This window comes from Phycicoccus jejuensis, from assembly GCF_000720925.1.
Taxonomy (GTDB): domain Bacteria; phylum Actinomycetota; class Actinomycetes; order Actinomycetales; family Dermatophilaceae; genus Phycicoccus; species Phycicoccus jejuensis.
In genome coordinates this window covers 1-17,580 of the sequence record NZ_JOEE01000010.1, presented here as the reverse complement: position 1 = coordinate 17,580, position 17,580 = coordinate 1, and the positions used below count along the sequence as shown (strand labels likewise).

At 74.4% G+C, this 17,580-nt stretch carries 15 protein-coding genes; 14 read left to right on the top strand and 1 reads right to left on the bottom strand.

Features of this window, described 5'->3' with window-relative positions:
* Positions 1–69: 69 nt before the first annotated feature.
* The 13 genes from IG69_RS0117060 to IG69_RS0117000 all read left to right on the top strand — a co-directional run bounded on the left by IG69_RS0117060 (position 70) and on the right by IG69_RS0117000 (position 14,564).
* On the top strand, positions 70–1,284 hold the full coding sequence (locus tag IG69_RS0117060; RefSeq protein ID WP_036830531.1) for an MFS transporter: 1,215 nt from the start codon (positions 70–72) through the stop codon (positions 1,282–1,284).
* 211 nt (positions 1,285–1,495) lie between these two features.
* Complete coding sequence (gene pheS, locus IG69_RS0117055; protein ID WP_030529377.1) at positions 1,496–2,590, top strand: phenylalanine--tRNA ligase subunit alpha; 1,095 nt, start codon at positions 1,496–1,498, stop codon at positions 2,588–2,590.
* On the top strand, positions 2,590–5,139 hold the full coding sequence (pheT, locus tag IG69_RS0117050) for a phenylalanine--tRNA ligase subunit beta (RefSeq protein ID WP_030529376.1): 2,550 nt from the start codon (positions 2,590–2,592) through the stop codon (positions 5,137–5,139). The genes pheS and pheT overlap by 1 nt, the downstream gene beginning before the upstream one ends.
* Positions 5,136–5,951, top strand: a complete 816-nt coding sequence (locus tag IG69_RS0117045) for an SDR family oxidoreductase (protein WP_245616185.1) — start codon at positions 5,136–5,138, stop codon at positions 5,949–5,951. The genes pheT and IG69_RS0117045 overlap by 4 nt, the downstream gene beginning before the upstream one ends.
* 323 nt (positions 5,952–6,274) lie before the next feature.
* Positions 6,275–7,318, top strand: a complete 1,044-nt coding sequence (gene argC / locus IG69_RS0117040; RefSeq protein WP_030529374.1) for an N-acetyl-gamma-glutamyl-phosphate reductase — start codon at positions 6,275–6,277, stop codon at positions 7,316–7,318.
* Positions 7,319–7,323: 5 nt separating this feature from the next.
* A complete protein-coding gene (locus IG69_RS0117035; protein WP_030529373.1) occupies positions 7,324–7,728 on the top strand; it encodes an ACT domain-containing protein in 405 nt (134 codons plus the stop codon).
* Positions 7,728–8,882, top strand: coding sequence for a bifunctional glutamate N-acetyltransferase/amino-acid acetyltransferase ArgJ (argJ, locus tag IG69_RS0117030; RefSeq protein WP_030529372.1), 1,155 nt, complete (start codon positions 7,728–7,730; stop codon positions 8,880–8,882). Before IG69_RS0117035 ends, argJ begins: the two co-directional genes overlap by 1 nt.
* A 13-nt stretch (positions 8,883–8,895) precedes the next feature.
* Positions 8,896–9,843 carry an acetylglutamate kinase gene (gene argB / locus IG69_RS0117025; RefSeq protein WP_030529371.1) on the top strand — a complete coding sequence of 316 codons (948 nt, stop codon included), beginning with the start codon at positions 8,896–8,898 and terminating at the stop codon, positions 9,841–9,843.
* The gene (locus IG69_RS0117020) at positions 9,836–11,050 is read left to right on the top strand and encodes an acetylornithine transaminase (protein ID WP_030529370.1); all 1,215 of its coding nucleotides are present in this window, start codon (positions 9,836–9,838) and stop codon (positions 11,048–11,050) included. The genes argB and IG69_RS0117020 overlap by 8 nt, the downstream gene beginning before the upstream one ends.
* Positions 11,047–11,994, top strand: coding sequence for an ornithine carbamoyltransferase (argF, locus tag IG69_RS0117015; RefSeq protein ID WP_030529369.1), 948 nt, complete (start codon positions 11,047–11,049; stop codon positions 11,992–11,994). The genes IG69_RS0117020 and argF overlap by 4 nt, the downstream gene beginning before the upstream one ends.
* Positions 11,991–12,494 carry an arginine repressor gene (gene argR, locus IG69_RS0117010; protein WP_030529368.1) on the top strand — a complete coding sequence of 168 codons (504 nt, stop codon included), beginning with the start codon at positions 11,991–11,993 and terminating at the stop codon, positions 12,492–12,494. Before argF ends, argR begins: the two co-directional genes overlap by 4 nt.
* Complete coding sequence (gene argH, locus IG69_RS0117005) at positions 12,491–13,936, top strand: argininosuccinate lyase (RefSeq protein ID WP_036830527.1); 1,446 nt, start codon at positions 12,491–12,493, stop codon at positions 13,934–13,936. Before argR ends, argH begins: the two co-directional genes overlap by 4 nt.
* 4 nt (positions 13,937–13,940) lie before the next feature.
* Entirely contained in the window at positions 13,941–14,564 is a 624-nt protein-coding gene (locus tag IG69_RS0117000; protein ID WP_036830556.1) for a DNA-3-methyladenine glycosylase, read from the top strand.
* Here the strand turns inward: IG69_RS0117000 and IG69_RS0116995 are convergent.
* On the bottom strand, positions 14,550–15,596 hold the full coding sequence (locus tag IG69_RS0116995; protein ID WP_030529365.1) for an adenosine deaminase: 1,047 nt from the start codon (positions 15,594–15,596) through the stop codon (positions 14,550–14,552). The two genes, IG69_RS0117000 and IG69_RS0116995, sit on opposite strands and share 15 nt — an antisense overlap.
* Before the next feature lie 112 nt (positions 15,597–15,708).
* On the opposite strand from IG69_RS0116995, the gene tyrS reads away from it, so the two are divergent.
* Positions 15,709–16,983: a tyrosine--tRNA ligase gene (gene tyrS, locus IG69_RS0116990; protein ID WP_030529364.1), complete on the top strand. Its 1,275-nt coding sequence runs from the start codon at positions 15,709–15,711 to the stop codon at positions 16,981–16,983.
* Positions 16,984–17,580 lie beyond the last annotated feature (597 nt).

Below are 17,580 nucleotides of genomic sequence, written 5' to 3'. Positions count from 1 at the left end.
GGCATCTCGGGGCCGGTCCGGGCAGTTCCCCGGATGGCGAGCGGGCCGCGGCGGTGACAGAGTGTGCGGGTGACGACGGTGACCCTGGCGCCCTACCGGCGCGTCCTCTCCAGACCGTCGCTGCGGCGCACCCTGCTCCTCGGCGTCTTCTCGCGCCTGGCCCTGTTCGCGACCCCGGTCCTGCTGACCGTCCACGTCGTCACGACCCTCGGTCGCAGCTACACGCAGGCCGGGCTCGTCGGTGGTCTGGTGACCGTCGCCATCGCCCTCGGCAGCCCCTGGCGCGGGAAGCTGCTCGACCGCCGCGGTCTGCGGGCGCTCGTCGGCCCCTCGGTCCTCGTCTCCGGCGCGTGCTGGCTGGCGGCGCCCTTCGTCGGCTACTGGGTCCTGCTCGTGCTCGCGACGATCGGTGGGCTCTTCCTCGTCCCGGTCACCTCGATCATCCGGCAGGCGGTCATCGCCGTCGTGCCCGAGCAGGACCGGCGCACGGCCATCTCGCTGGACTCCGCCGCCCTCGAGCTCGTCTTCATGACCGCTCCCGCCGTCGGGGTGTGGGCGGTCACGCAGTACGGCAGCACGTGGGTGCTCTTCTGGGTCCAGGTGCTCGGCGTGCTCGCCGGGGCGGTCCTGTGGCTCGTCGACCCGCCCCTGCGCGGCGAGGCCGAGCGCGAGAGCCACGACACCAGCGTGCGCCGCCGGACCTGGCTCTTCGGGCCGTTCCTGCCGGTGCTGCTCAGCGTCCTCGCGACCGCCGTCGTCCTCTCCGGCTCCGACCTCGGCTTCGTCGCCGCCGTCCGGGAGCTCGGCGAGGTCTCGGCGCTCGGGCTCGTCATCGTGCTCTGGGGCCTGGGGTCGCTCGTCGGCGGCCTCGTCTACGGGGCGCTCTCGCGCGAGGTGCCCTCGCGGTGGCTGCTGCTCACGCTCGTCGTCGTCACGGCCCCGATGGCCCTCGCGCAGACGCCGCTGCAGCTCGGCGTCCTCGCCCTCGTCGCCGGCCTGCTCTGCGCGCCGACCATCACCGCGACCGTCGACGAGGCGGTCCGGGCGGTCCCGGTGCGGGTGCGCGGCGAGGCGATGGGCTGGCACGGCTCGGCCCTCACCGGGGGCGGCGCCGTCGGCGCCCCGCTCGCCGGCTTCGCGGCGGACCACTACGGCGCCCCGAGCGCCTTCCTCGCCGTCGCGGCGGTGGGGCTGCTCGTCGTCGTGGTCGTCTCGGCCTGGCCCGCGCGCCCCTCGGGCGCCGCGCCCGTGCCCGCGCCCGCGGCGGAGCGCTCGGCGCACTGAGCGCCCCTGCGGCTAGGGTGGGCGCGTGACCACCGCTCCGCAGCGATTTATCAGGCCCTCGGGCCCGCTGTCGCGCGCGTCCTGAGCGCCGCACCCCGCAGCCGGTCCCTGCGACCGGCTCCCGCGCCCGGGGGCACGACCCCGTCCAGCCACCGGCGCGCCGCTCCCTAGACTCGGTGCCGCCGACCCCGACCGACGTGGAAGCAGACAGATGTCCGGACCCAACACCAGCTACGACCCCGTCGAGGTCGCCGCCCTCGACCCCACCACGATCGACGCCGCCGTCGAGGCCGCGCTCGCCGCCGCCGCCGGCGCGACGACCCTCGAGGAGCTCAAGGCCGTCCGCGGCGCCCACCAGGGCGACAAGAGCCCGCTCGCCCTCGCCAACCGCGAGATCGGCGCCCTGCCGCCGAGCGCCAAGGCCGAGGCCGGCAAGCGCGTCGGGCAGGCGCGCGGCCGCGTCGGGCAGGCCTTCACCGCGCGGCAGGCCGAGCTCGAGGCCGAGCGCGACGAGCGCATCCTCGTCGAGGAGGCGCTCGACGTCACCCTGCCGGGCGGCCGCCGCCCGCTGGGCCGCCGCCACCCCATCGAGCTGATGTCGCAGCGCATCGCCGACCTCTTCGTCGGCCTGGGCTGGGAGGTCGTCGAGGGCCCGGAGATCGAGGCGGAGTGGTTCAACTTCGACGCCCTCAACTTCGACGCCGACCACCCGGCCCGCCAGATGCAGGACACCTTCTACGTCGACCCCCCGCAGGACGGGCTGATCCTGCGCACGCACACCTCGCCGGTGCAGGCGCGCACCCTGCTCGAGCGCGGGGTGCCGGTCTACGTCGCGGCCATCGGCCGGGTCTTCCGCACCGACGAGCTCGACGCCACGCACATGCCGGCCTTCCACCAGGTCGAGGGCCTCGCCGTCGACGAGGGCATCACGATGGCCCACCTCAAGGGCACCCTCGACCGGCTGGCCGCCGAGCTGTTCGGCGCGGACATCACCACGCGCCTGCGCCCCTCCTTCTTCCCGTTCACCGAGCCCAGCGCCGAGATGGACCTGCGCTGCTTCGTCTGCCGCGGCGAGGACCCCGACTGCCGCACGTGCAAGGGCACCGGCTGGATCGAGTGGGGTGGCTGCGGGATGGTCAACCGCAACGTGCTGCTGGCCTGCGGGGTCGACCCGGACCGCTACACCGGGTTCGCGTTCGGGATGGGTATCGACCGCGCGCTGATGTTCCGCACGGGGGTCAGCGACATGCGCGACATGATCGAGGGTGACGTGCGCTTCGACGCGCAGTTCGGGATGGAGATCTGATGCGGGTTCCGGTCGACTGGCTGCGCGAGTACGTCGCGGTGCCGCAGGAGGCCACGGGTCTCGACATCGCGGCCTCCCTCGTCGCCGTCGGGCTCGAGGAGGAGGGGCTGCACGGTGGCGGGGTCACCGGCCCCCTCGTCGTCGGGCGGGTGCTGACGCTGGAGAAGGAGCCGCAGAAGAACGGCAAGACGATCAACTGGTGCTCGGTCGACGTCGGGTCGGCCAACGGCACCGGCGAGCCCCAGGGCATCGTCTGCGGCGCGCACAACTTCGAGGCGGGCGACCTCGTCGTCGTCATCCTCCCGGGCGGCGTGCTGCCGACCCCGCAGGGTCCGCTCGAGGTCTCGGCGCGCAAGACCTACGGCCACGTCTCGGCCGGGATGATCTGCTCCGAGCGCGAGCTCGGGCTCGGCGAGGACCACGACGGCATCATCGTCCTGACCCGTCGCTACGCCGACGACCCCGCGATGCTCGAGCGCTGCGTGCCCGGTGCGGACGCCATCGCCCTGCTCGGGCTGGACCGCGAGACCGTCGAGGTCAACGTGACGCCCGACCGCGGGTACTGCTTCTCGGTGCGCGGCGTGGCCCGCGAGTACGGCCACGCCACCGGCGCGGCGTTCTCGGACCCCGTCGCCGACCTCGCGCGGCGCGTCCCGCCGGCGAGCCCGAGCGGCTACCCCGTCGAGCTCGCCGACGACGCGCCCATCCGCGGCCGTGCGGGCTGCGACCGGTTCGGGGCGCGGGTCGTCCGCGGCCTCGACGTCGCGGCGCCGACGCCGGGGTGGATGCGCACCCGGCTCACCGAGGCCGGCATGCGCCCCATCTCGCTCGCCGTCGACGTGACGAACTACGTGATGCTCGGGCTCGGCCAGCCGCTGCACGCCTACGACCTGGCGACCCTCGGCGAGAAGATCGTCGTGCGCCGCGCCCGGCCGGGGGAGCGGCTGACGACGCTCGACGACGTCGACCGGGCCCTCGACCCGGAGGACCTGCTCATCACCGACGGCGGCGGGACGCCGATCGGGCTCGCCGGCGTCATGGGCGGTGCGAGCACCGAGGTGTCCGGCTCGACGACCGACGTCCTCCTCGAGGCGGCGCACTTCGACCCGGTGACCATCGCGCGCAGCGCCCGCCGGCACCGGCTGCCGTCGGAAGCCTCGCGCCGCTTCGAGCGCGGCGTCGACCCCGAGCTCGCGCCGGCGGCGCTCCAGCTCGCGGTCGAGCTGCTCGTCGAGTACGGCGGCGGCACGGCCGGCAACGAGGTCACCGACGCCGGGTCGGTCGAGCCGCCGGCGGCCATCCCGATGTCGGTGGGCTTCCCGTCGCGCATCGTCGGCGTGGAGTACGACGCCGCGACCGTCGTGGGCGTCCTCGAGCAGATCGGCTGCACGGTCGCGGCCGACGGCGACCTGCTCACGGTCCTCCCGCCGACGTGGCGCCCCGACCTCACGACCGCCGAGGACCTCGTCGAGGAGGTCGCCCGCATCCACGGGTACGACCGCATCCCGTCGGTCCTGCCGACGCCACCGGGTGGATCGGGGCTCACGCACGCGCAGCGGGTGCGGCGCACCGTCGCCGACCTGCTCGCCGCGCAGGGCCTCTCCGAGGTGTGGGGAGCGCCGTTCGTCGGCGAGGACCGCTGGGTCGCGCTCGGGCTCGACGTCGCCGCCGAGTCGGCGCGCACCGTGCGCATCGCCAACCCGCTCTCGGACGAGCAGCCGTGGATGCGCACCTCGCTCGTGTCGACGATGGTCGACGCGCTGCGCCGCAACGTCTCCCGGGGCGCCAAGGACGTCGCGCTCTTCGAGCTCGGGCTCGTCACGGCCCTCACCGGCCCGCGGCAGGCGGCCCCGACCGAGGACGTCGGCGTCCACCCGTCCGACGCGACGCTCGCGGCCATCCGCGACGCCGTGCCCCCGCAGCCGCGCCACCTCGCGGTGCTCCTCGCGGGCGACCGCGACCGCGCCGGCTGGTGGGGCGCCGGGCGCCGGGCCGAGGTCGTCGACGTCCTCGAGCTCGTGCAGGCGCTCGCCGAGGCGCTGGCCGTCGAGGTCGTCGTGACCTCCGACGCCGTGATGCCCTGGCACCCCGGCCGGTGCGCACGGGTCTCGCTGGCCGACGGCACGGTGCTCGGCCACGTCGGCGAGCTCCACCCCAAGGTCGTCGCGGCCCTCGGGCTGCCCGCCCGCACGGTCGGCGGCGAGCTGGACCTCGATGCCCTCACGGTCGCGGCCGACCGGCCGGTCACGGCCTCGACGCTCGCGACGTACCCGATGGCGCAGAGCGACGTCGCGCTCGTCGTCGACGCGTCGGTGCCCGCCGCGCAGGTCCACGAGGCGCTCGTCGCCGGGGGCGGCGACCTCCTCGAGGAGGTGCGGCTCTTCGACGTGTACGAGGGCGACCAGGTCGGGGAGGGCCGGCGCTCGCTGGCCTACCGGCTGACCTTCCGCAGCCCCGAGCGCACGATGACGACCGACGAGGTCTCCGCCCTGCGTGACGCGGCGGTGGCCGAGGCGGCGCGCGTCCACGGGGCGGTGCAGCGGGCGTGACCGACGTCCTCGACGAGCCGGTCGACGACGACGGCGACGTGACCCCGGAGCCGGACACCGAGGAGGAGGCCGGCCGCGGCGGGCACCTCGTCGCCGTCGTCACCGGTGCCTCGCGGGGCATCGGCCGGGCCGTCGCGGACGCGCTCGAGGACGCCGGCTGGGTCGTCGAGCGCGGCTCGTCCGCCGTCGCGCCGGTCACCGACCGGGCTGCGGTGCAGGAGTGGGTCGCCGACGTCGTCGAGCGGCAGGGTCGCATCGACCTCCTCGTCAACAACGCGGGGGTCATCGACACCGAGGTCGACCTCTTCGCCTCCGACCCCGACGAGTGGTGGCGCACCGTCGAGGTCAACGTCCTCGGCGCCTACCTCGTGACGTGGGCCGTCGCCCCGCAGCTGCTCGCCGCGGGCAGCGGTCGGGTCGTCAACCTCAACTCCGGGGCCGGCCGGCGGGCCGGCGCGGAGGCGAGCGCCTACAACGTGAGCAAGACGGCGCTGGCGCGCATCACGGGGTCGACGCACCTCGCGGGGTGGGATCGCGGCATCCGGGCCTTCGACCTCATGCCGGGTGTCGTCCGCACCGACATGACCGAGTCGATGGAGGCGCACGCCGGGCGCACCGAGTGGACCTCCCCCGAGGAGGTCACCGCGCTCGTGCTGGCCCTCGCGTCGGGCGAGCTCGACGCGTTCTCCGGCCGTTTCGTCCGCGCCGGCGTCGACACCCCGGCGTCGCTGCGGGCGATGGCCGAGCGCGGGCTGGAGCCGGGGGAGCGAATGCTCTACCTCGTCCTGCGTCCGGACGACCCCCTGGCCTGACCCACCGCGTCCCGGGTCCCGGGTCACGCTCCCCAGGCGCGTGCACGGACCGACGAAAGTGTCGAATCCTGCACGCCTCCCCGGCCGCAGCCGTCGACAACCCGGCACGTGCGGGCTTTCCGTGGTCGACGTGCCGATCGGACAGCGATGACCCCGCACGTGCGGGCTTTCCGTGGTCGGCGTGCCGATCGGACAGCCATAACCCCGCACGTGCGGGCTTTTCGTGGTCGGAGGGCTGATCGGACAGCGATAACCCCGCACGTGCGGGGTCGGCGCCCGGACCGCATGTGCATGGATGTACCGAGTCCTGTATGGTCATGCACATGACGCAGCGTGTCGCCGTCGCCGGAGCGAGCGGGTACGCCGGGGGAGAGGTCCTCCGGCTCCTCCTCGCGCACCCCGGGCTCGAGGTCGGGGCGGTCACCGCCGCGGGCAACGCGGGCCAGAGCCTCGGGGGCATCCACCCCCACCTCACGCCGCTGGCCGACCGGGTGCTCGAGCAGACGACGGTCGAGGTCCTCACCGGGCACGACGCGGTCGTCCTCGCCCTGCCGCACGGCCACTCCGCGGCCCTCGCCGCCGAGCTGCCGGACGACGTCGTCGTCGTCGACTGCGGCGCCGACTTCCGGCTGCGCGACGCCGCGGCCTGGACCGCCTTCTACGACACCCCGCACGCCGGCTCGTGGCCCTACGGGATGCCCGAGCTGCCGACCGCGGACGGTCCGCAGCGCGACGCCCTCACCGGGGCCACGCGGATCTCCGTCCCCGGCTGCTACCCGACCGCGGTGTCGCTGGCCCTCGCCCCCGGCCTCGTCGCCGGCGTCGTCGAGCCGGGCGACATCACCGTCGTCGCGGCCTCGGGCACCTCGGGCGCCGGCAAGGTCCTCAAGCCGCACCTGCTCGGCGCCGAGGTGATGGGCGCGATGTCGCCCTACGGCGTCGGCGGCGTGCACCGGCACACCCCGGAGATCGAGCAGAACCTCGGCGCCTGCGGTGCGGGCGAGGTGACGGTCTCGTTCACCCCCACGCTGGCCCCGATGCCGCGCGGCATCCTCGCGACCGCCACGGCCCGGGTGACGCCCGGCACGAGCGCGGCGGCCGTCCGCGCGGCGTGGGAGGCCGCCTACGCCGACGAGCCCTTCGTGCACCTCCTCCCGGAGGGGCGCTGGCCCAGCACGGGGAGCGTCCTCGGCAGCAACTGCGTGCACCTCCAGGTCGTCCTCGACGAGCGGGTCGGACGGGTCGTCGTCGTCGCGGCGGTCGACAACCTCGCCAAGGGCACGGCCGGCGCGGCCGTCCAGTGCCTCAACCTCGCACTCGGCCTCCCCGAGACCACCGGCCTGCCGGTTGCGGGGGTGGCCCCGTGAGCGCGATGCCCCTGCACCTCATGGAGCACCCCGAGGACGTCTCGGTGGTCCGCCTGCCCAGCGGGGAGGAGCCGGCGTTCGACTGGAGCACCGGCCCCCTCGCGTCCCTGACCCGCACGGCCGACGAGACCTCCGTCGTCTGCGCCAGCGCCTCGGTGCCGGCCGGCGCGCGCACCGAGGGCCCGTTCCGCGCGGTCGAGGTCGCCGGCCCGCTCGACTTCTCCGCGGTCGGTGTCTTCGCCGACATCCTCGCCCCGCTCGTCGACGCGCAGATCAGCGTGCTCGGCATCTCGACGTTCGACACCGACTGGGTGCTCGTCCCGTCCGAGCGCACGGCCGACGCGTCGGCCGCGTGGCGCAAGGCCGGCTTCGTCGTCACGCCCAGCTCGCTCTCGGGAGGTCTGCGCTGATGTCCGTCACCACGCCGAAGGGCTTCCGCGCCAGCGGGGTCACGGCCGGGCTCAAGGCCTCCGGCCGCCCGGATCTCGCGCTCGTCGTCAACGACGGCCCCGACCACCACGTCGCCGCCGTCTTCACGAGCAACCGGGTCGAGGCAGCACCCGTCACCTGGTCGCGCGTGGTCGTCGCCGACGGCCGGGCCGACGCCGTCGTCCTCAACAGCGGCGGCGCCAACGCCTGCACGGGGGCGCCCGGCTTCCAGGACACCCACCGCACCGCCGAGCACGTCGGCGCCGCCCTCGGGGTCGCCCCCGGCGACGTCGTCGTCTGCTCGACCGGCCTCATCGGCGAGCGGCTGCCGATGGACCTCCTGCTGCCCGGCGTGGATGCCGCCGCGGCCGGCCTCGCCGACGACGGGGGAGCGGCCGCGGCCGAGGCCATCATGACCACCGACACCGTCGCGAAGACCGCCGTCGAGGTGCACCCCGACGGCTGGGCGGTCGGCGGCATGGCCAAGGGCGCGGGGATGCTCGCGCCCGCCCTCGCGACGATGCTCGTCGTCGTGACCACGGACGCCGTCGTCGACCCGGCCGCCCTCGACGGCGTGCTGCGCGCGTCCACTCGCGAGACGTTCGACCGGGTCGACTCCGACGGGTGCATGTCGACCAACGACACCGTCGTCCTCCTGGCATCGGGGGCCTCCGGTGTCGAGGCCGAGCCCGCCGCCCTCACCGAGGCCGTCACCGCGGTGTGCGCCGACCTCGCCCGGCAGCTCGTCGCCGACGCCGAGGGCGCCCACCACGACATCGCCGTCGAGGTGCGCTCGGCCGCCACCGAGGACGACGCGCTGGAGGTCGCCCGGGCGGTGGCGCGCAACAACCTCTTCAAGTGCGCGGTCTTCGGCAACGACCCGAACTGGGGCCGGGTGCTCGCGGCCGTCGGCACGACCGCCGCCGCGTTCGACCCCGCGACGCTCGACGTCGCGATGAACGGCGTGCAGGTGTGCCGCTCCGGCGGTGTGGGAGAGGACCGTTCCCTCGTCGACCTCACGGCCCGCGAGGTGCGCGTCGTCGTCGAGCTGCACGCGGGCGACGCCACGGCCACCGTCTGGACCAACGACCTCACGCACGACTACGTCCACGAGAACTCCGCCTACTCCACCTGATCGGAGCGGACCGATGACCCCACCCGAGCAGCAGTCGCTCCGCGGCGCGATCGACGCCGCGGCCCTGCGCGTCGCGCAGTCCAAGGCGACCACCCTCGTCGAGGCGCTGCCCTGGCTCGAGCGCTTCCGCGGGGCGCTCGTCGTCGTCAAGTACGGCGGCAACGCGATGACCGACGACGCGCTCAAGGCGGCGTTCGCGCAGGACATCGTCTTCCTGCGCTACGCCGGGCTGCGACCCGTCGTGGTCCACGGCGGCGGCCCCCAGATCAAGGGGATGCTCGACCGGCTGGGCCTCGAGTCCGAGTTCCGCGGCGGCCTGCGCGTCACCACCCCCGAGGTGATGGACGTCGTCCGGATGGTGCTGACCGGGCAGGTCGGGCGCGAGCTCGTCGGCCTGCTCAACCAGCACGGGCCGGTCGCGGTCGGGCTCTCCGGCGAGGACGCCGGTCTCTTCGGTGCCCGGCGTCGCGGCGTGACCATCGACGGCGAGGAGCAGGACATCGGCCTCGTCGGCGACGTCGTCGAGGTCGACCCGGGCGCGGTGCTCGACCTGCTCGACGCCGGGCGCATCCCCGTCGTCTCGACGATCGCCCCGGACCTCGAGGTCGACGGCCAGGTGCTCAACGTCAACGCCGACACCGCCGCCGCCGCCCTCGCGGTCGCGCTCGGCGCGCGCAAGCTCGTCGTCCTCACCGACGTCGAGGGCGTCTACGCCGACTGGCCGGACCGCGGCTCGCTGCTGTCGCAGCTGCGGGCGGGCGCCGCGCGCGAGCTGCTCACCCGCGTCGACGCCGGGATGATCCCGAAGCTCGAGGCGTGCATCCGCGCGGTCGAGAACGGCGTCCCGCAGGCGCACGTCGTCGACGGCCGCCAGCCGCACAGCATCCTCCTCGAGGTGTTCACCTCCGAGGGCATCGGCACGATGGTCCTGCCGGACCGGGAGGAGGGCGAGGATGCCTGAGGCACAGCCCGCCCCGCACACCGAGGAGCTCCTCGGCCGCTACGAGTCCGCCCTCGTCCAGGTCTTCGGCCGCCCCCAGCTCGTCCTCGAGCACGGTGACGGCGCGTGGGTCTGGGACGTCGACGGCCGTCGCTACCTCGACCTCGTCGGCGGCCTCGCCGTCAACGCGCTCGGGCACAACCACCCGGCGCTCGTCGCCGCCGTCTCGAAGCAGGCCGGCCAGCTGGTCCACGTCTCGAACTTCTACACCTCGGTCCCGCAGGTCGAGCTCGCCGAGCGCATCCTCCAGGTGGCAGACGCACCTGCGGGGTCGGCGGTCTTCTTCTGCAACAGCGGCACCGAGGCCATCGAGGCCGCGGTCAAGCTCGCACGGCGCACCGGGCGCACCGGCATCGTCGCCGCCGAGGGCGCCTTCCACGGCCGCACGACGGGTGCGCTGGCGCTCACCCACAAGCCCGCCTACCGCGAGCCCTTCGAGCCGCTCATCCCCGGCGTCGTCCACGTGCCGTGGGGCGACGTCGCGGCGCTCGAGGCCGCCGTCGACGAGCACACCTCCGCCGTCGTCCTCGAGCCGATCAAGGGCGAGGGCGGCGTCGTGCCGGCCTCGCCGGAGTTCCTCCGCGCGGCCCGCCGGGTCACGACCGAGGCCGGCGCGCTGCTCGTCCTCGACGAGATCCAGACCGGCGTCGGCCGCACCGGCTCCTGGTTCGCCTGGCAGCAGGCCGGGGTCGTGCCCGACGCGATGACCCTCGCCAAGGGCCTCGGCGGCGGCGTGCCGATCGGTGCGCTCGTCACCTTCGGGCCCGAGGTGTCCGGGATGCTCACCGCCGGCCAGCACGGCTCGACCTTCGGCGGCAACCCCCTGTCGTGCGCGGCCGGGCTCGCGGTCCTCGACACGATCGAGTCCGAGGGGCTCGTCGACCACGCGCGGGCGATGGGCGAGCACCTCGAGCAGCGCATCGCGGCCCTCGCCGACCCGCGGGTCACCGGCGTGCGCGGCGCGGGCCTGCTGCGCGCCGTCACGCTCGCCGGCGACTGGGCGCCGGCCGTCGCCGCGCACGCCCGCGAGGCCGGTCTCATCCTCAACCCGGTGGCGCCCGACGCCATCCGCCTCGCCCCGCCGCTGGTCGTCACCGCCGGCCAGCTCGACCTGTTCGTCGACTCCCTGCCCGGGCTGCTCGACCTCGCCACGGAGGAGACCCGATGACCCTGCGCCACTTCCTGCGCGACGACGACCTCTCGCCCGCCGAGCAGGCCGCCGTGCTCGACCGCGCCCTCGCGCTCAAGGCCGAGCCGTTCTCGGACCGCCGGCTCGAGGGACCGCGCACCGTCTCGATCCTCTTCGACAAGCCGACGCTGCGCACGCAGGTGTCGTTCGTCGGCGCCGTGTCGGGCCTCGGCGGCTTCCCGATGGTCGTCGACGGGCGCCTGGCCGGTGTCGGGGTGCGCGAGTCGGTCGCCGACGTGGCCCGCATCCTCGGGCCGCAGTCCGCGGCCGTGGTGTGGCGCACCTTCGCGCAGTCCGACCTCGCCGAGATGGCGGCGTACGCCGGTGTGCCGGTGGTCAACGCGCTGACCGACGACTTCCACCCGTGCCAGGTCCTCGCCGACCTGCTGACCCTGCGCGAGGCGCTCGGCGACCTGCCGGGCCGCACCCTGGCCTACGTCGGCGACGGCGCAAACAACATGGCGCACTCCTACCTGCTGGGCGGCGTCACCGCCGGCCTGCACGTGCGCATCGGCACCCCCGCGAGCCACCCGCCGGCCGCCGACGTCGTCGAGCGCGCCCGCGAGCTGGCCGCCACCACCGGCGGCTCGGTCCATGTCACCGACGACCCCGTCGAGGCGATCACCGGCGCCGACGCGGTGGCGACCGACACCTGGGTCTCGATGGGCCAGGAGGCCCAAGCCGACGACCGCAAGGGCGAGGGCAGCCCGTTCACGACGTACGCCGTCGACGACGCGCTGATGGCGCACGCGGCCGCAGGCGCGGTCTTCCTCCACTGCCTGCCCGCGTACCGCGGCTACGAGGTGAGCGCCGAGGTCATCGACGGGCCGCGCTCGGTCGTCTGGCAGGAGGCCGAGAACCGGCTGCACGCCCAGAAGGCGCTGCTGTCCTGGCTGGTCGAGCAGGCCGGGGCGAGCGCGTGACCGTCTCGACCTCGCGCGCCGCCCGCCAGCAGCGGATCACCGAGATCCTCCAGTCCACGCCGGTCCGCAGCCAGACCGAGCTGCTCGACCTGCTCGCGGCCGACGGCATCGAGGTGACGCAGGCGACCCTGTCGCGCGACCTCGTCGACGTCGGCGCCGAGCGCGTCCGGGTCGGCAAGTCGCTCGTCTACGCCGTGCCGGGGGAGGGCGGCGACCGGACCGTGCGCCCGGCACCGGACGAGGACGAGCGCACCACACGCCTCGCATCCCGGTGCCAGGAGCTGCTCGTGGCCGCCGAGCACTCGGGCAACCTCGTCGTCCTGCGGACTCCGCCGGGCGCTGCGAACTTCCTCGCGTCGGCCATCGACCACACCTCGGTCGAGGGGGTGCTCGGCACGATCGCCGGCGACGACACCATCATGGTCATCACGTCCGGCCCCGCCCGCAGCCGCGAGGTGGTCGACCGGCTCCTGTCGTACACCCGGAAGGACACCCCGTGACCCCGCCCGACGCCGACCCCGCCGCCTCCGTGAGCCTCTGGGGCGGACGGTTCTCCGGCGGGCCGGCCGACGCCCTCGCCGCGCTCTCGAAGTCGACGCACTTCGACTGGCGGCTCGCGCCGCACGACCTCGCCGGCTCCCGCGCGCACGCCCGCGTCCTCCACGCCGCGGGTCTGCTCGACGACGCCACGCTCGACGCGATGCTCGACGGCCTCGAGCGGCTGCGCGCCGACGTCGAGTCGGGCGCGTTCGTCCCCGCCGAGTCCGACGAGGACGTGCACACCGCCCTCGAGCGCGGGCTCATCGAGCGCGCCGGGGCCGACGTCGGGGGCCGCATCCGGGCCGGCCGCTCGCGCAACGACCAGGTGGCCACGCTCTTCCGGATGTACCTGCGCGAACACGCCCGCGTCGTCGCCGGGCTCGTGCTCGACGTCGTCGAGGCCCTCGTCGGGCAGGCCCGCACCCACCTCGGGGTGCCGATGCCGGGGCGCACCCACCTCCAGCACGCGCAGCCCGTGCTGCTCTCGCACCACCTGCTCGCGCACGCCTGGCCGCTGCTGCGCGACGTCGACCGCCTGCGTGACTGGGACGCGCGGACCTCGCTGTCCCCGTACGGTTCCGGCGCGCTCGCCGGGTCCTCGCTCGGCCTGGACCCCGAGGCCGTCGCGAGCGACCTGGGCTTCGCCGGCGCGGTCGAGAACTCCATCGACGGCACTGCCTCGCGCGACTTCGTCGCCGAGTTCTCGTTCGTCTGCGCGATGACCGCCGTCGACGTCTCGAGGCTCGCGGAGGAGGTCATCCTCTGGGCGACCAAGGAGTTCTCCTTCGTCACGCTCGACGACGCGTACTCGACCGGGTCGAGCATCATGCCGCAGAAGAAGAACCCCGACGTCGCCGAGCTGGCCCGCGGCAAGGCCGGCCGGCTCGTCGGCGACCTCGCCGGGCTGCTGACGACCCTCAAGGCGCTTCCGCTGGCCTACAACCGCGACCTCCAGGAGGACAAGGAGCCGGTGTTCGACGCCGTCGACACCCTCGAGGTCCTCCTGCCGGCGTTCTCCGGCATGGTCGCCACCCTGACCTTCCACACGGAGCGGATGGCCTCGCTCGCGCCGGAGGGCTTCTCGCTGGCCACCGACGTCGCCGAGTGGCTCGTGCGCCAGGGCGTCCCCTTCCGCGTGGCGCACGAGGTCGCGGGCGAGTCGGTGCGCGCGTGCGAGGAGCGTGGCATCGAGCTGTGGGACCTCGACGACGACGACCTCGCGGCCATCTCGCCCCACCTGACGCCCGGGGTCCGCGACGTGCTGAGCGTCGAGGGGTCGATGGCCTCGCGGTCCGCGCTGGGCGGGACCGCACCGGCCCGGGTGGCCGAGCAGCTCGAGCGTGTCGAGGCGCTGGTCGCGGCTGCCCGTGACTGGTCGCGGGACCTGCCGCGGGCCCGCTGACCCCGTGCCCGGCGTGGCCGAGGTGCTGCGGGGCGACGTCCTCGACGTCGCCCCGCGCCTCCTCGGCGCGCACCTGACCCACGCGGGGGTGACGCTGCGGATCACCGAGGTCGAGGCCTACGCCGGGTCGGTGGACCCGGGGTCGCACGCCTTCCGAGGCCGCACCCCGCGCACCGAGGTGATGTTCGGCCGGGCCGGGCTGCTCTACGTGTACTTCACCTACGGGATGCACTTCTGCGCCAACGTCGTCACCGGCCCCGAGGGCAGCGCGTCGGCGGTCCTGCTGCGGGCCGGGGAGGTCGTGGACGGCCACGCGACCGCCGCCGAGCGGCGCCCCGGCGTGCGGGCGCGCGACCTCGCCCGCGGACCCGCGCGGCTCACGCGCACGCTCGCGCTCGGACGCGAGCAGAACGGGCTCGACCTCCTCGACCCCGCCACGGACGGCCGGCTCGTGCTGGCCGACCCCCCGGACCCGGCCGTTGTCGCGACCGGGCCGCGAGTGGGCGTGAGCGGCGCCGGCGGCGACGGGGCGGCGTTCCCCTGGCGGTTCTGGCTCGCGGGCGAGCCGACGGTCAGCCCCTACCGGGCGGCCGTCGCCCGCCGCCGCCCGGCGTCAGGCCGGGGCTGACGCCGCGTAGGCGCGGATCTCGTCGCAGAGGGCCGTGCGCACGGCGTCCGGCGCGAAGGAGGCGTCGACCGCTGCCAGCGCGAGGTCGGCGACCCCGGCGGCGTCGAGATCGAGCAGCGCAGCGGCGACCTCGTACTCGCGGTTCAGGGTCGTCCCGAACATCGGCGGGTCGTCGCTGTTGACCGTCACCACGACGCCGGCCTCGACCATGGCGCGAATCGGGTGCTCCTCGAGGCGCTCCACGACCCGGGTCGCGACGTTGCTCGTGGGGCAGACCTCGAGCGGGATGCGGTGCTCGACGAGGTGCGCGAGCAGCGCGGGGTCCTGCACGGACGACGTGCCGTGGCCGATGCGCTCGGCACCGAGCAGGAGGAGGGCGTCCCACACCGACTGCGGACCGGTCGACTCGCCCGAGTGGGGCACCGAGTGCAGGCCCGCCGCCCGCGCCGCGGCGAAGTGGGGCTCGAACTGCGGCCGGGGGACGCCGATCTCGGGCCCTCCGAGGCCGAAGCCGACGAGCGCGCCGGGACCGTGGTCGAGGGCGTGCGAGAGCGTCGCGTCGGCGGCGGGCCGCCCCGACTCGCCGGGGATGTCGTAGACCCATCGCAGGACGACGCCGAGGTCGCGATCGGCGGCCACCCGGGCGTCCTCGATCGCGGCGGTGTAGGCCTCGATGGGGATGCCGCGCACGACCGAGGTGTACGGGGTCATCGTCAGCTCGGCGTAGCGCACGTTCTGGCCGGCCAGCTCCCGCGCGACCTCGTAGGTGAGCATCCGGACGTCGTCGTCGGTGCGGACGAGGTCGACGGTCGCGAGGTAGAGGTCGACGAAGTGCGCGAAGTCCGTGAACGTGAAGAACCGCGCCAGCTCCTCGGGATCGGTCGGGACCGGGCTGGAGGGATGGCGGGCCGCGAGCTCGGCGACGATGCGCGGCGAGGCGGAGCCGACGTGGTGCACGTGCAGCTCGGCCTTGGGCAGGCCGGCGACGAAGTCCGTGAGGTCGGGGCGGGGCGAGGGGGTGGGGGCGGTCACGAGCCGCAAGCATGACGCACCGCCGGACCCCGGGGCGGCGTCGGCGCCCCGCGTGGCAGGCTTGGCCGGGCCGGCGCACCGCCGGCACCCGACGACCCCAGGAGCGCGCACCGTGACCGACATCCTCGACGAGCTGCAGTGGCGGGGGCTGGTGGCGCAGTCCACCGACGAGTCCGCGCTGCGCACCGCACTCGCCGACGGGCCGATCACGGCGTACTGCGGGTTCGACCCGACGGCGCCGTCGCTGCACTTCGGCAACCTCGTCCAGCTCGTGCTGCTGCGCCACCTCCAGCGGGCGGGGCACCGCGTCATCTGCCTCGTGGGCGGGTCGACCGGGCTGATCGGCGACCCGCGGCCCACCGCCGAGCGGGTGCTCAAGACCAAGGAGCAGACGGCCGAGTGGGTGGCGAACATCCGCCGCCAGGTCGAGCCGTTCCTCGGGGGCGACGAGGCCAACCCGGCGGTCTTCGTCAACAACCTCGACTGGACGGCGCCGATGTCGGCACTGGACTTCCTCCGGGACGTCGGCAAGCACTTCCGGGTCAACCAGATGGTCAAGAAGGACGCCATCGCGGCGCGCCTCAACAGCGACGAGGGCATCTCGTACACGGAGTTCAGCTACCAGCTGCTCCAGGGGCTGGACTACCTCCAGCTCTACCGCGACTTCGGCTGCACGCTGCAGACCGGCGGCAACGACCAGTGGGGCAACCTCACCGCCGGCTCCGACCTCATCCACCGCGTCGAGGGCGCCTCGGTCCACCTGCTGACGACCCCGCTGCTCACGGACTCCTCGGGCGAGAAGTTCGGCAAGAGCGCGGGCAACGCCATCTGGCTCGACCCGTCGATGACCAGCCCCTACGCCTTCTTCCAGTACTGGCTCAACGTCGAGGACGCCTCGGTCGTCACCCTCCTCAAGGTCTTCACCGACCGGGGGAGCGAGGAGATCGAGGACCTCGGGCGCCAGGTGCAGGCGGAGCCGTGGAAGCGGGCGGCCCAGCGGGCGCTCGCCGAGGACGTCACCGCGCTGGTGCACGGGCAGGCCGCGACCGACGCCGCGCGGGCCGCGGCCGAGGCGCTCTTCGGGAAGGGTGACCTGCGGGCGCTCGACGGCCCGACCCTGCGCGACGCCGCGGCCGAGCTGCCCTCGGGTGCCGTGACCGTCGGGATGCCCCTCGTCGACGCGCTCGTCGCGGTCGGCCTCGCCGACTCCCGCAACGCCGCGCGACGGACGCTGGGGGAGGGCGGGGCCTCGGTCAACGGGGCCAAGGTCTCCGACCCGGACGCCGTGCTGGGCGCCGACGACGTGCTCGCGGGCGGCGTCGTCGTGCTGCGGCGAGGGCGCAAGAACCTCGCGGCGGGGCTCGTCGAGGCGTCGCCAAGCGCCTGAGCTGACGATCTGACGACGAACCCCGCTGTGCTGCAGCGGGGTTCGTCGCGTTCTGGGCAAAGGCGGCGTGCGGCGGGGCAGCGGATTTGTGTTCTGCGCGAGGAGTCATCTACTGTTCTCGACGTCAGCCCGAGAGGGCGAACCGGACACCAAGCGGCAGGGCCGTCCAGCCCCGCACCAAGTAGGCCGGACCACCGAGCTGACATCCCCCACGCAGGACCCGAGCACCACGGTGCACGGAGAGCGCGTGGCCGGCCCCACCGGACAGCGAGCCCCGCACGGAGCGAGTTTGACCGGGACGGAACGGAGAGGGTAACTTGGAGTGGTTGCCGCGGAGCGAGAGCGCCGCAGACAGCAACTCCCACGGAACAGCCCCGGCGATCACCTCGATGAGGTGCTCGTGGGTGCGCGTCCGGACCTTGAGAACTCAACAGCGTGTCAAGAATCGATGCCAATTTTTACCTCGTCGCATCGCTTCGTTCCTTGCCCGTTCGGGTGGGGGGTGGGAGTGGTGCCGAGTTTTTCCTTTGGTTGATGACGAACAAACAGCTTTTGCTGGTTGTTCGTGCTCAGCCGGGTTTCACACGATCTCGTGTG